Origin of the sequence: Providencia rettgeri, from assembly GCF_013702265.1 — a bacterium.
In the GTDB taxonomy this organism is placed as follows: Bacteria; Pseudomonadota; Gammaproteobacteria; order Enterobacterales; family Enterobacteriaceae; genus Providencia; species Providencia zhijiangensis.
In genome coordinates, this window is the sequence record NZ_CP059348.1 from 1,143,708 (window position 1) to 1,157,359 (window position 13,652).

General features: G+C 42.6%; 10 protein-coding genes and 4 tRNA genes. 12 read left to right on the plus strand and 2 right to left on the minus strand.

Features of this window, described 5'->3' with window-relative positions; all coding sequences use genetic code 11:
- The 11 genes from lplT to luxS all read left to right on the plus strand — a co-directional run bounded on the left by lplT (nucleotide 1) and on the right by luxS (nucleotide 9,723).
- Nucleotides 1-1,203 carry a lysophospholipid transporter LplT gene (gene lplT, locus H0913_RS05140; RefSeq protein ID WP_154639446.1) on the plus strand — a complete coding sequence of 401 codons (1,203 nt, stop codon included), beginning with the start codon at nucleotides 1-3 and terminating at the stop codon, nucleotides 1,201-1,203.
- Nucleotides 1,204-1,217: 14 nt separating this feature from the next.
- Complete coding sequence (gene pncC, locus H0913_RS05145) at nucleotides 1,218-1,733, plus strand: nicotinamide-nucleotide amidase (protein ID WP_181478103.1); 516 nt, start codon at nucleotides 1,218-1,220, stop codon at nucleotides 1,731-1,733.
- Between the two features lie 92 nt (nucleotides 1,734-1,825).
- Nucleotides 1,826-2,893, plus strand: coding sequence for a recombinase RecA (gene recA, locus H0913_RS05150; protein WP_036954212.1), 1,068 nt, complete (start codon nucleotides 1,826-1,828; stop codon nucleotides 2,891-2,893).
- A 325-nt stretch (nucleotides 2,894-3,218) separates the two neighbouring features.
- Nucleotides 3,219-5,846: an alanine--tRNA ligase gene (gene alaS / locus H0913_RS05155; RefSeq protein WP_154639448.1), complete on the plus strand. Its 2,628-nt coding sequence runs from the start codon at nucleotides 3,219-3,221 to the stop codon at nucleotides 5,844-5,846.
- Nucleotides 5,847-6,071: 225 nt separating this feature from the next.
- Nucleotides 6,072-6,257, plus strand: a complete 186-nt coding sequence (csrA, locus tag H0913_RS05160; protein WP_004264815.1) for a carbon storage regulator CsrA — start codon at nucleotides 6,072-6,074, stop codon at nucleotides 6,255-6,257.
- Between the two features lie 438 nt (nucleotides 6,258-6,695).
- Nucleotides 6,696-6,788 (plus strand) — tRNA-Ser (locus H0913_RS05165).
- 11 nt (nucleotides 6,789-6,799) lie between these two features.
- Nucleotides 6,800-6,876 (plus strand) — tRNA-Arg (locus H0913_RS05170).
- A gap of 173 nt (nucleotides 6,877-7,049) precedes the next feature.
- A tRNA-Arg gene (locus tag H0913_RS05175) sits at nucleotides 7,050-7,126 on the plus strand.
- 102 nt (nucleotides 7,127-7,228) lie between these two features.
- A tRNA-Arg gene (locus tag H0913_RS05180) sits at nucleotides 7,229-7,305 on the plus strand.
- Between the two features lie 186 nt (nucleotides 7,306-7,491).
- Nucleotides 7,492-9,051 (plus strand): glutamate--cysteine ligase, encoded by a 1,560-nt coding sequence (gene gshA / locus H0913_RS05185; protein WP_154604579.1) that lies wholly within the window; start codon nucleotides 7,492-7,494, stop codon nucleotides 9,049-9,051.
- A 156-nt stretch (nucleotides 9,052-9,207) separates the two neighbouring features.
- Entirely contained in the window at nucleotides 9,208-9,723 is a 516-nt protein-coding gene (gene luxS / locus H0913_RS05190) for an S-ribosylhomocysteine lyase (RefSeq protein WP_181478104.1), read from the plus strand.
- An 84-nt stretch (nucleotides 9,724-9,807) separates the two neighbouring features.
- On the opposite strand, the gene H0913_RS05195 is transcribed toward luxS, so the two are convergent.
- Both H0913_RS05195 and H0913_RS05200 read right to left on the minus strand, forming a co-directional pair.
- Nucleotides 9,808-11,094 (minus strand): CNNM domain-containing protein, encoded by a 1,287-nt coding sequence (locus tag H0913_RS05195; RefSeq protein WP_154604581.1) that lies wholly within the window; start codon nucleotides 11,092-11,094, stop codon nucleotides 9,808-9,810.
- A 45-nt stretch (nucleotides 11,095-11,139) separates the two neighbouring features.
- The gene (locus H0913_RS05200; protein ID WP_154639451.1) at nucleotides 11,140-11,931 is read right to left on the minus strand and encodes a cytochrome C assembly family protein; all 792 of its coding nucleotides are present in this window, start codon (nucleotides 11,929-11,931) and stop codon (nucleotides 11,140-11,142) included.
- A gap of 296 nt (nucleotides 11,932-12,227) precedes the next feature.
- Here H0913_RS05200 and ffh point away from each other — a divergent pair, with 296 nt between their 5' ends.
- Nucleotides 12,228-13,589: a signal recognition particle protein gene (ffh, locus tag H0913_RS05205; RefSeq protein WP_036949826.1), complete on the plus strand. Its 1,362-nt coding sequence runs from the start codon at nucleotides 12,228-12,230 to the stop codon at nucleotides 13,587-13,589.
- Nucleotides 13,590-13,652 lie beyond the last annotated feature (63 nt).

Below are 13,652 nucleotides of genomic sequence, written 5' to 3' on the forward strand. Positions count from 1 at the left end.
ATGCAGGAAAGCACACCAAATACGCCACTGATGAGCACCGGAATGAAAGCCGTTCTGGCGTCTCAGTTTCTTTCTGCATTTGCAGATAACGCGTTATTATTCGCGATATTAGCGCAGTTAAAAGCGGAATTTTACCCAGAATGGAGCCATCCAATTCTACAAATGGTGTTTGTCTTCACCTATATTGTGCTGGCACCATTTGTGGGGCAAATTGCGGATAGATTTTCTAAAGGCCGCGTGATGCTGTTTTCCAACATATTTAAATTTATTGGGGCATTGGGGATCTGCTTAGGGGTTAATCCATTCCTCTGTTACGGGTTAGTCGGTGTCGGTGCCGCTGCATATTCTCCGGCAAAATATGGTATTTTGGGTGAACTTACAGGTGGCGATAATTTAGTCAAAGCTAACGGACTAATGGAAGCCTCTACGATCGCAGCGATTTTAGTGGGTTCTGTGGTTGGCGGTATGCTCTCTGACATTAACCTACTATTGGCATTGGGAACTTGTTCTTTACTGTATGCGCTCGCGGTCATTGTTAACTTTTTTATTCCCCACTTAGCGGCTGCAAGACCGGGAACAGGATGGAATTTCAAACAGTTGCTGGGGGACTTCTTCTCCGCCTGTCGTATTTTATGGGCAAATCAAGAAAGTCGTTTTTCCCTTGTGGGCACCAGCATGTTTTGGGGCGCAGGGGTAACATTGCGTTTCTTGCTGGTGGCGTGGGTGCCAGTGGCTTTAGGATTGCAAGATAATACAACCCCAACCATTTTGAATGCGATGGTGGCGGTAGGTATTGTTGTGGGGGCAGGGTTAGCGGCGAAATTTATCACCTTAAAAACGGTCTATCGCTGTATTCCTGCAGGGATTGTGATTGGGGTTATGGTGGTTTTCCTTTCACTACAAACCAATATTATTCCTTCCTATTTTATTTTGATGGTATTAGGGATTTTTGGTGGGCTATTTGTGGTTCCACTGAATGCTTTACTTCAAGAGAAAGGTAAAGAAACAGTCGGAGCAGGTAATGCCATCGCAGTACAAAATCTCGGCGAAAACAGTGCCATGCTATTAATGCTAGGGTTATATTCTCTGGCGATAAAGGTCGGATTCTCGGTCGTGAGCGTAGGTGTCGGTTTTGGCGTGGTATTCGCAATTGCGATTGCAGGGCTGTGGATTTGGGATCGCGCTCGTAAGAAAACAGCATAATGGTGAATAGCCAAATGATAAATGAGAAGCAACTCGAGACATTAAGTATTCAGTTAGGACAGCGTTTACTGCAACTTGATAAAACAGTGACGGCGGCGGAATCTTGTACTGGTGGATGGATTGCCAAAGTGTTGACGGATATTGCAGGCAGCTCAGCTTATTTTAACCGTGGGTTTGTCACTTACAGTAATGAAGCTAAGCACCAAATGATTGGGGTAACCAACGACTCATTAACGCGTTTTGGTGCAGTGAGTCAGCAAGTGGTTCAGGAAATGGCACTTGGAGCATTAGATGAAGCCCAGGCAGACTTTGCGATGTCAGTCAGTGGAATTGCTGGACCGGGCGGCGGCAGCGAAGATAAACCTGTCGGGACAGTTTGGTTTGGTTTTGCATTAAAGCAGGCCAATGGTACTGTGGATGTTGTGACTCGTCATCAGATATTCGAAGGTGATAGGTATCAAGTTCGTTTGCAATCAACAGGTTATTCGCTGGAAACGCTTTTACAGTTAATATCTGAAAAATTTTCTTGATACTGTATGATTATACAGTATACTTAGTTCCAACAAATCGAATTCAATCGTTTTATTCGCAATGGTTACCACCATTGCCTTAGGGAGTGAACATGGCTATTGATGAAAACAAACAAAAAGCACTTGCTGCGGCATTAGGTCAAATCGAAAAGCAATTCGGTAAAGGCTCCATTATGCGTCTTGGTGAAGACCGCACAATGGATGTTGAAACCATTTCAACAGGCTCTTTATCTCTTGACGTTGCTTTAGGTGCGGGTGGTTTGCCATTAGGGCGTATTGTTGAAATCTACGGTCCTGAATCTTCAGGTAAAACGACATTAACTCTGCAAGTTATTGCTGCAGCACAACGTAGTGGTAAAACTTGTGCGTTTATTGATGCTGAGCATGCGCTTGACCCTATCTACGCGAAAAAATTAGGCGTTGATATTGATAACCTTCTGTGTTCCCAACCAGATACGGGTGAGCAAGCGTTAGAGATCTGTGATGCATTAACTCGCTCTGGTGCGGTAGACGTGATCATCGTTGACTCCGTTGCAGCATTAACACCAAAAGCGGAAATTGAAGGCGAAATCGGTGATTCTCATATGGGCCTTGCGGCGCGTATGATGAGCCAAGCAATGCGCAAATTAGCGGGTAACCTGAAAAATTCAAATACTTTGCTGATTTTCATCAACCAGATCCGTATGAAGATTGGTGTGATGTTTGGTAACCCAGAAACCACGACTGGTGGTAACGCACTGAAATTCTACGCTTCTGTTCGTTTAGATATCCGCCGTATTGGTGCAGTGAAAAACGGTGAAGAAATTGTTGGTAGCGAAACGCGCGTTAAAGTGGTGAAAAACAAAGTTGCGGCGCCATTTAAACAAGCTGAATTCCAAATCCTTTATGGTGAAGGTATCAATACCTTCGGTGAGCTGATTGACTTAGGTGTTAAACATAAGCTGATTGAAAAAGCGGGCGCTTGGTACAGCTATAACGGCGACAAAATTGGTCAAGGTAAAGCGAACTCGACAACTTACCTGAAAGAACATCCTGAAGTTGCACAAGAAATTGATAAAAAGCTGCGTGATTTATTATTAAACCACACAGGTGAATTTAACAGTGCAGCGACTGATTTCATCAGTGATTCTGATGAAGAGGAAGTTCCAGAAGAATTTTAATTCAACGCTAACCTATTGAAATAAATTGATATCAAAAGCGCCATTCTTAATTGACTGGCGCTTTTTTGTTTCTGCCTATCACAATAATAGTTTATTGCACAGTTTTTCTGTGGAAAAATACCCTAGCCAGAGGTATAAACATACTTTCAGAAAATATTCAGACGCTTTACAATGAAAGCCGCGAATGGATGTATCTATATTTTACTTCTATACAAAGAGACTTTATCTTATCAGTCACTTTTTAATCGGAGAGTTGATTAGAGGTGATGTTACATTCCATCTCAACAATTCGTAATTCTGTTTCCAGCTTGATATCGGGATAAATATGAGTAAAAGCACCGCTGAGATCCGTCAAGCGTTTCTCGACTTTTTCCATACGAAAGGTCATCAGGTGGTAGCCAGCAGTTCGCTAGTGCCAAATAATGACCCAACACTATTGTTCACTAACGCAGGGATGAACCAGTTCAAAGATGTATTTCTTGGTCTGGATAAACGAGCATATTCCCGAGCGACAACCGCACAACGTTGTGTACGTGCAGGTGGTAAACATAACGACTTAGAAAACGTGGGCTATACCGCTCGCCACCACACATTCTTTGAAATGTTAGGTAATTTTAGCTTCGGTGATTACTTTAAACACGATGCTATTCGCTTTGCATGGGAACTTTTAACCAGCGAACAGTGGTTTAACCTACCAAAAGAAAGACTGTGGGTTACTGTATACGCGACTGACGATGAAGCTTACGATATTTGGAACAAAGAAATTGGTGTTCCTGTCGAGCGTATTATTCGCATTGGTGATAACAAAGGCGCTCCTTACGCATCTGACAACTTCTGGCAGATGGGTGATACAGGGCCTTGCGGACCTTGTACCGAAATTTTCTTTGACCACGGCGATCATATCTGGGGTGGTCCTCCAGGAAGTCCAGAAGAAGATGGCGACCGCTATATTGAAATCTGGAACCTCGTCTTTATGCAGTTCAACCGTCAATCTGACGGTACCATGGAGCCGCTACCAAAACCGTCTGTAGATACAGGCATGGGGCTGGAGCGTATTTCTGCGGTTCTGCAACACGTGAATTCTAACTATGAAATCGATATTTTCCGCGAGCTGATTGCAGCAGCAGCAGAAGCGACAGGTGCAACTGACCTGTCTAACAAATCTCTGCGTGTCATTGCTGATCATATTCGTTCATGTGCGTTCTTGGTGAGTGATGGTGTCATTCCATCCAACGAAGGTCGTGGTTACGTTTTACGTCGTATTATTCGCCGTGCGGTACGTCATGGTTATATGCTGGGTGCGAAAGAAACGTTCTTCTATAAATTAGTTTCTACCCTAATTAAAGTAATGGGACCTGCAGCGGAAGAGCTACAGCGTCAACAAGCTTTAGTTGAAAAAGTATTAAAAACTGAAGAAGAACAGTTTGCGCGTACTTTAGAGCGCGGTCTGCAATTATTAGATGAAGAGCTGGCATCACTGAAAGGCGATACGCTAGATGGTGAAACCGCATTCCGTCTCTATGATACTTATGGATTCCCGTTAGATTTAACGGCGGACGTATGCCGCGAGCGCAACCTCAAAGTAGATGAAGATGGCTTTGAGCGTGCAATGGAAGACCAGCGTCGTCGTGCGAGAGAGTCAAGCGGCTTCGGTGCAGACTATAATGCCCTGATCAAAGTTGATAAGCACAGTGAATTCTCAGGCTATCAGCATGATGAACAGCAAGCGACTATCACAGCATTATATAAAGATGGTCAGCCGGTTGATTCCCTGCAGGCGGGTGATGAAGGGTTAGTGATTCTTGATAAAACTGCATTCTACGCAGAATCTGGTGGTCAAGTTGGTGATACTGGTGTTCTCAAAAATGACAGCGCTAGCTTTACTGTGACTGATACCCAAAAATATGGTCAAGCAATTGGTCATGTGGGTAAGGTCGAATCAGGTTCATTAGTTGTTAACCATCGAATTGCGGCTATAGTCAATAGTGAAAGACGTAATGCTATTCGTCTAAACCACTCGGCGACTCACTTATTACATGCAGCATTACGCCAAGTCTTAGGCGAGCACGTTTCTCAAAAAGGCTCGTTGGTAAATGACAAGTATCTCCGTTTTGACTTCTCTCATTTTGAAGCGATGACACAACAGCAACTGCGTCAAGTGGAAGATATTGTGAACGCGCAGATCCGCCAAAACTCAGAAATTGAAACTGAGTTGATGGATTTAGAGGGTGCGAAAGCGAAAGGGGCTATGGCATTATTCGGTGAAAAATATGAAGAGCGCGTACGTGTTCTGAGTATGGGGGATTTCTCCATCGAATTATGTGGTGGTACACATGCTAGCCGCACAGGGGATATTGGCCTGTTCAGTATCTTAAGTGAGTCTGGTACCGCTGCAGGGGTTCGTCGTATCGAAGCGACAACCGGCGCAACTGCAATGGAGCACTTACATGCTCAGTCAGAACAACTTTCTGCAATTGCTCACCTATTAAAAGGTGATGCAAATAGCCTAGTTGAGAAAGTTAAAGCTGCATTGGATAAATCACGAAATCTTGAAAAAGAGATTTTGCAATTAAAAGATCAGCAAGCCTCTCAAGAAAGTGCTTCACTAGGTAGTAAAGCGAAAGATGTTAAAGGTATCAAACTATTAGTTAGTCAATTAAGCGATACTGATCCTAAACTATTGAGAACAATGGTCGATGATCTAAAAAATCAGCTGAAATCGGCGATTATCGTGCTTTCAACCACAAGTGGTGATAAAGTCAGTATAATTGTTGGTGTGACTAATGATTTGACTGCTAAAATTAAAGCAGGTGATTTGGTATCCTACGTTGCTCAACAAGTAGGCGGTAAAGGTGGCGGTCGACCAGACATGGCGATGGCTGGAGGTACTGACGTAAGCGCATTACCAACAGCGATGGAAAGCGTCGAACATTGGGTTGATTCGAAACTGTAATTGCTGCGAAGTTACCCCATTTTAGTGGGGTAACTTTAATCTGTTGCAGCATTGTTAATATGTTGCCGGTAGTGTTATATTTTGCTTGTAAATAATTAGAATTATTGCCTTGACGGCATCAATGCTTTAGGTGAATGTCATTGCTTTACGTTTTCACGGTGTGTGATGGACAATAGCGGGGAATACCTAGAGACCCGACTCTTTTAATATTTCAAGGAGCAAAGAATGCTTATTCTGACTCGTCGAGTTGGTGAAACACTCATGATAGGCGATGAGGTAACAGTGACCGTATTGGGCGTAAAAGGCAACCAAGTACGTATTGGTGTTAATGCCCCAAAAGAAGTTTCTGTTCACCGTGAAGAAATTTATCAACGGATCCAGGCCGAAAAGACTCAACCAGACAATCAATAATAATGAATAAGCGTCCAGTGAGTTATCACACAGCAATAATGGGCGCTTGTCTTTCTCTTTTTTATCTTTAGTGATCCCCTAATTTTTCTATTCTTTAATTGGCTTAACACATTATGTTGGTGTTGAGCGCTATCTCTTTGAATGAATCCACCTTTCTTCCTGTACTATTTTCATACTGCTAAGCTACACGCTATCAACTTTCTCCATTTTTTCCTGAATTTTTTATAATAAGATTGAAGATAATAAAAGGGCAAAAAAGCACGGAAACATTGCTTTTTCGGTGTTAAACTAATCATCTTGCTTGTGAAATGTGCAAACGATCATTGGAATGCAAAAAGTTTGGAAAAATTGTTTGACTTCTAAGTCTAGGAAAGTAATATGTGCGCCACACAGAGACGAGATGTTTAAACAAAAACAAATCGCATGTGACTAAAATATGGTGAGGTGGCCGAGAGGCTGAAGGCGCTCCCCTGCTAAGGGAGTATGCGGTCAAAAGCTGCATCGAGGGTTCGAATCCCTCCCTCACCGCCATTTTAGGCTCTGCATCCGTAGCTCAGCTGGATAGAGTACTCGGCTACGAACCGAGCGGTCGGAGGTTCGAATCCTCCCGGATGCACCATTTTCATACCTTATGAGTAAAACTGATAGGGTGATGTTTTAGTTTTTAGCAAACTAAAGCAAAAGTAGTTTAGATTTAATATGGTCTTAAAGCTAACAAGATTTATAACCATAAATATTGAAGTAGATTTTGATTAAGCAGTATTGAGAGAGAAGTACGTATTGCACTAAAATGCATCCGTAGCTCAGCTGGATAGAGTACTCGGCTACGAACCGAGCGGTCGGAGGTTCGAATCCTCCCGGATGCACCATCTCTTAAACATTTCTGTCAGTATCAATAATTCTGTCATCAATTTAATAAATCCAAATTACTGCTGTAGTTATACAGCATCGATTGATAATCGACAAATTCTGCATCCGTAGCTCAGCTGGATAGAGTACTCGGCTACGAACCGAGCGGTCGGAGGTTCGAATCCTCCCGGATGCACCATCATTAAGAAACTCCTCAATCTGAGGAGTTTTTTTTTTGCCTAAAATCCTAATTTGCTATCTTCCTTCCTTTTCTTTCTGTTTTCTCATCGGGTAAACCACACATCTAGACAGCGACAATTTATGTGATTTAAGCTAAAGTAATCACCTTATTAAAATAAAACTAAATCACAGGCGGGAGGTCGATTTGATCCCGGACGTATCAAAAGCGCTCTCATGGTTAGAAGCGCACCCGGAAATTCTCAATGGCATTCAACGCGGTATTGAGCGTGAAACACTACGCGTGACACCTCAAGGTGCGTTAGCCGAGACATTACATCCAGATGAGCTGGGGAAAGCCCTTACCCATAAATGGATCACAACGGATTTTGCGGAATCCTTACTCGAATTTATTACTCCTGTAGATAAAAGCATTAGCCACAACTTGGCTTTTTTGCGGGATCTGCATCGCTATACGGCACGTCATTTACACGATGAAAGAATGTGGCCGTTAAGTATGCCTTGCTTTATTGCAAGTGAAGATAAGATCACACTAGCGCAATACGGTAGCTCCAATGTGGGGCAGTTTAAAACGCTGTATCGTGAAGGGTTAAAAAACCGCTATGGGGCATTAATGCAAACCATCGCGGGCGTTCACTATAATTTCTCATTTCCAATTGAGTTTTGGAAAGCGTGGGCGGGTGTTGAAGACGCAGAAAGCGGAAAGGAAAAAATTTCTGAAGGCTATTTACGTCTAATCAGAAACTACTACCGCTTTGGTTGGGTGATCCCATACTTATTTGGCGCATCTCCCGCTATTTGCGGTTCTTTCTTAAAGAACAGAGAAACCTCACTGAACTTTAGCAAGACCGAGTGCGGTACTTATTATCTGCCTTACGCAACTTCATTGAGAATGAGCGATTTAGGTTACACCAATAAATCTCAGAGTGATTTAAATATTACGTTTAACCACCTTGACGAATATGTGGAAAATCTGAAAAAAGCCATTCACAAGCCTTCCGCTGAATTTGAAAAGCTGGGCGTGAAAAAAGATGGCAAGTACGTTCAGTTGAACACCAATGTGCTACAGATAGAGAATGAGCTGTATGCGCCAATTCGTCCGAAGCGTGTACCTCAAGGTAACGAATCGCCTTCTGATGCATTATTACGTGGTGGTATCGAGTACATTGAAGTTCGTTCCCTCGATATCAATCCATTTAGTCCTATTGGGGTTAATGAAACTCAAGCCCGCTTTGTGGACTTGTTCCTGATTTGGTGCGTGCTTGCAGATGCCCCGGAAATGAATGTTCAAGAGTTGGATTGCTGCCGTAAAAACTGGAGCCGCGTGATCCTTGAAGGTCGTAAACCGGAACAGGTAATTGGCTTTGGCTGTGGTAGCGAGCTCAAACCATTGGTTGAAGTAGGACAAACGTTGTTTAAAGATCTGATCCGTGTGGCTGAAGTTTTGGATACCTGCTGTGATGCAAAATACAAAGATGTGTGTCATCAGTTTGTCGCCATGTTTGAAGATCCAAACTTGACCTATTCAGCGCTGGTGATGGACGAAATGCTGGAAAAAGGTATCGGTGGCTATGGGTTAGAATTAGCTGAAAAATACTATCAGCAGTTAATTAATGAACCTTATGAAGTGATCACTGAAGAACAGTTTGAACAAGCACGTTTGGCTTCAATTGAGAAGCAGAAGCGAATGGAGCAAGATCAGAGCGAAAGCTTTGAAGAGTATCTTAAGATCCACGCAGGACGCTAAAAGAAAATGGCCACAACGAGGTGGCCAAATAAAAAATCTTTTAAAGAATTAGGGATGATAACAATTTGCGCGTCTTTCACATATTAAGACTCTGCATTTTTGGATTAGTTTCATTTTTTTCAAAATTATTTTTTTTATTTTTATGGAGGTCATGAAATGCCGTTATTAGACAGTTTTACTGTGGATCATACGCGTATGGCTGCTCCTGCTGTTCGTGTCGCGAAAACGATGACAACGCCTCACGGGGACGCTATCACCGTATTCGATTTACGCTTTACAGTACCAAATAAAGAAGCAATGACAGAAAAAGGAACGCATACCCTAGAGCACCTTTTTGCTGGCTTCATGCGAGATCAACTTAATGGTAACGGTGTTGAAATCATCGATATTTCGCCAATGGGATGCCGTACAGGCTTCTATATGAGCTTGATTGGTCAACCAGATGAACAACGTGTTGCTAAAGCCTGGAAGGCCGCTATGCAAGATGTGCTACATGTACAAGACCAAAATAAGATCCCAGAGCTCAATGTGTACCAATGTGGGACTTACATGATGCACTCTCTTGAAGAAGCTCAGCAAATTGCCCGAAGTGTGCTAGCGAAAGATATTCTCGTCAATAAAAACGATGAACTTGCATTGCCAGAAGAAAAGCTCGCCCAGCTTCATGTTTAGTTTTTGAAAAAAACAGATTAAAAAGCCTTAAAATCACCGATCAATAGATCAGGGTTTTAAGGCTTTTTTCTTTGAAATGAACAATTAAAATTCAGGGGCTTGAGAGTCAAAACCGAGCGGGGTGATTTTTACCTGCTTGATAATATTATCGTTGATTACTAAAACTTCGATAACATAGTGGCCAATAACAATTTGTTCTTCAGGCTGTGGAATATCACCTAATACCTCTAAAACCATCCCATTAACGGTTCTAGGGCCATCAATAGGGAGGTTCCAATCAAATGCTTTATTTAGGTCACGAATGTTTGCTGTTCCATCCACGAGGACGCTGCCGTCGCTCTGAGGCATGACTTCTTCAGCTAGAGAAGGCGACATTGATGTTGTGAAATCACCGACAATTTCTTCCAAAATATCTTCTACGGTGATCAAACCTTGGATCTCGCCATATTCATCAACGATAATGCCAAACTTCTCTTTTTTATGCTGGAAATTAACCAACTGAACGTTGAGAGGTGTGCTATTGGGAATGAAATAGATACTATCGGCGGCTTTGATCAAATTCTGCTTGTTGAATTCGCGCTTTTCTACCATCAATCGATAAGCTTCTCGCACTCGCAAAATACCAATCAAATCATCAAGAGAGTCACGATACAGAACAATGCGCCCATGAGGGGAGTGCGTGAGCTGCCTAACAATCGATTTCCAATCATCATTAATATCGATACCGACAATTTCATTACGTGGCAGCATAATATCGCCAACGGTCACTTTGTCTAAATCAAGAATCGAAATCAGCATGTCTTGATTACGGCGGCTGAGCTTGTTTTTGGACTCATGAACAATAGTGCGTAACTCTTCTTTGTTGACCGCATCATTACGAGTGTTTGAGACTTTTATTCCACAGCAGCGCATAAAAAGGGCGGAAATAGTATTAAACGCCCACACGACAGGTAACATGATTTTTTGCAGTGGCGTAAGAATAAAGCTACTAGGGAAGGCAATACGCTCTGGATACAGTGCCGCGATGGTTTTTGGCATCACTTCTGCAAATAACAAAATAACAAATGTGAGCACACCAGTTGCAATGGCGACACCCATATTGCCATATAAGCGGATCCCGATAATGGTCGCGAGAGCAGAAGCAACAATGTTGATTAGGTTGTTACCAATCAATACTAAGCCCAGTAAGCGGTCGGGGTGGCGTAGTAGTTTTTCAACGCGGATAGCGGAGCGATTACCTTGTTTCGCTAAATGTTTTAACCGATAACGGTTCAACGTCATCATACTGGTTTCTGACGCTGAAAAATAAGCGGATAAAAAAATTAAAACAATCAGTATGATGATTAGAGTACCAGTAGATACTTCATCCAAAACAAGGTTCCTTATTTATAACGGTCGTTTAAGACTAAAATGGCTCTACACCATGGTTAATTGCTGAATTAATCGATTACCAAAAAACGCTAAGGTAAGGATAAGTGAACCGCCCACATGGAAAAAGAGGACGCGTTTGCCTCGCCATCCACCATGAAAATGCCCCCACAGCAAAATAACGTAAACAAACCAAGCAATGACGGAAAGTACGGATTTGTGGATATTTTCTTTATCAAAGATGTTATCCATATAAATAAAGCCCGTGCACAGCGTTAAGGTCAAGAGAATGACGCCCACTTGAGTGACGTGAAACATTTTGCGTTCAATGACCATCATTGGCGGCATATCAGGACTAAATTTCAGAATTTTGTTTTTAAGCTGGTAGTCAATAATGGCAACTTGAAACGCATATAACGCCGCGATAAGCAACGTAGCATAGCTTAATAAGGCTAAGCCAATATGGACAAATAATGGGGTACTTGCCTCTAAATGAGTAATAAACTCACCAGGCATAATCGTAGATAAAATCAGGTTAATAATCGCGAAACTATACACAATAGGGGTTAAGTACCACGCACGCCCTAAATAGGAAACTACCGTCATAATCAAACACATTAAGAGACTGACAGAGGAGCCTAAATTTAAGAGGGTGAGATTTTGCCCGCTGGCTTCACTAAAAATTTGTAATTTCAACGTGATTGCGTGAGTAACCATCGCCACGATAGCTAATAAAATAGCCAATCGACGATAAAGAGCTTGCTTGCGCACTTGTCCGGGAACGATCAGCAGCAGACTGACCATGTATGTACAAACTGCTATGACTGCAAATACGGGCATAGTATAGTGTCGTTATTCATTTTAAGTGGATAGTAATTAACTAGTATAACCCGTGCAAGTGTAGGCTCCAACTATTGGTATGACGTATCGCTGTATATTCTTTACTAATCGCTCATTTAGGCTGCTCAATTAGCTTAATGAAACGAAACAGCGAAACCCCATCAAGTATGATACAATCGGCGACCAACACAGCGTTGAATTGTGCCGTGGCTATCTTGAGTTTGCCCTTGAAATACAGCGCGCGAGTAACCAAATAAGGCTACATATAGGCCCATAACAGAATTGAGCTAAGACACATGTTTGATAATTTAACTGACAGACTATCGCGCACTTTGCGCAATATCAGCGGGCGTGGACGTCTGACTGATGACAATATTAAAGATACATTACGCGAAGTTCGCATGGCGTTACTGGAAGCCGACGTTGCTTTGCCAGTCGTCCGTGAATTTATTCAAAAAGTCAAAGAAAGTGCTGTTGGTCAAGACGTTAATAAAAGCCTAACACCGGGTCAAGAGTTCATTAAAATTGTTCAAAATGAACTGACCCGCGCAATGGGTGAAGAAAATCACCAGCTGAATTTATCTGCTCAGCCTCCGGCTGTTGTGTTGATGGCAGGTTTGCAAGGTGCGGGTAAAACAACCAGCGTTGCAAAACTGGGTAAACTGTTAAAAGAAAAGCAAAAGAAAAAAGTTTTAGTAGTTTCTGCCGACGTTTATCGCCCTGCGGCGATCAAACAGTTAGAAACTTTAGCACAAGCGGTTGGCGTTGATTTCTTCCCATCTGAAGTCCAAGAAAAGCCAGCGGCAATTGTTCAAAAAGCCTTAAAACACGCACAATTACAATTCTACGATGTGCTGTTAGTGGATACCGCCGGTCGCTTACACGTTGATGAAGCGATGATGGAAGAGATCCAAGAAGTCCATCGTATAATCAATCCAGTTGAAACCTTGTTTGTGGTTGATGCCATGACAGGGCAAGATGCAGCTAACACAGCGAAAGCTTTTAACGAAGCATTGCCATTAACCGGGGTTGTTTTAACCAAAGTTGACGGTGACGCGCGTGGCGGTGCTGCATTATCTATCCGCTCCATTACTGGTAAGCCAATTAAATTCTTAGGGGTTGGTGAAAAAACTGACGCCCTTGAGCCATTCCACCCTGAACGCGTGGCTTCACGTATTTTAGGCATGGGGGATGTGTTATCTCTGATTGAAGAGATTGAACACAAAGTTGACCGCGATGAAGCTGAAAAATTAGCGAAGAAGTTGAAAACAGGGGATACCTTTGATTTCAATGACTTCTTAAACCAGCTAAAACAGATGCGTAATATGGGCGGAATGACTAGCATGCTGAGTAAAATGCCGGGCATGTCCCAGTTACCAGATGCGGTTAAATCCCAAATGGATGACAAAATTACCATCCGTATGGAAGCGATGATCCAATCCATGACGCGTAAAGAACGCGAAAAACCAGAGATTATTAAAGGATCACGCAAACGCCGTATTGCTGCGGGTTCTGGAACCACAGTACAAGAGGTTAATAAACTCTTAAAACAGTTTGATGATATGCAGCGCATGATGAAAAAGATGAAGAAAGGCGGTCTCGCCAAGATGATGCGCGGTATGAAGGGTATGATGCCTCCGGGTTTCCCGGGGCGTTAAGCAATAAAGCCTGAAACAAAAGTGTACTTTTGATTGATTTTTTCGTCAAAGTGAGTAAACTTT

Excerpts from the sequence above, each read along its gene's own strand:
- recA (WP_036954212.1), top strand. The coding sequence starts at position 1,826 with ATGGCTATTGATGAAAACAAACAAAAAGCACTTGCTGCGGCATTAGGT.
- csrA (WP_004264815.1), top strand. The coding sequence starts at position 6,072 with ATGCTTATTCTGACTCGTCGAGTTGGTGAAACACTCATGATAGGCGAT.
- luxS (WP_181478104.1), top strand. The coding sequence starts at position 9,208 with ATGCCGTTATTAGACAGTTTTACTGTGGATCATACGCGTATGGCTGCT.
- lplT (WP_154639446.1), top strand. The coding sequence starts at position 1 with ATGCAGGAAAGCACACCAAATACGCCACTGATGAGCACCGGAATGAAA.
- ffh (WP_036949826.1), top strand. The coding sequence starts at position 12,228 with ATGTTTGATAATTTAACTGACAGACTATCGCGCACTTTGCGCAATATC.
- pncC (WP_181478103.1), top strand. The coding sequence starts at position 1,218 with ATGATAAATGAGAAGCAACTCGAGACATTAAGTATTCAGTTAGGACAG.
- alaS (WP_154639448.1), top strand. The coding sequence starts at position 3,219 with ATGAGTAAAAGCACCGCTGAGATCCGTCAAGCGTTTCTCGACTTTTTC.
- H0913_RS05200 (WP_154639451.1), bottom strand. The coding sequence starts at position 11,931 with ATGCCCGTATTTGCAGTCATAGCAGTTTGTACATACATGGTCAGTCTG.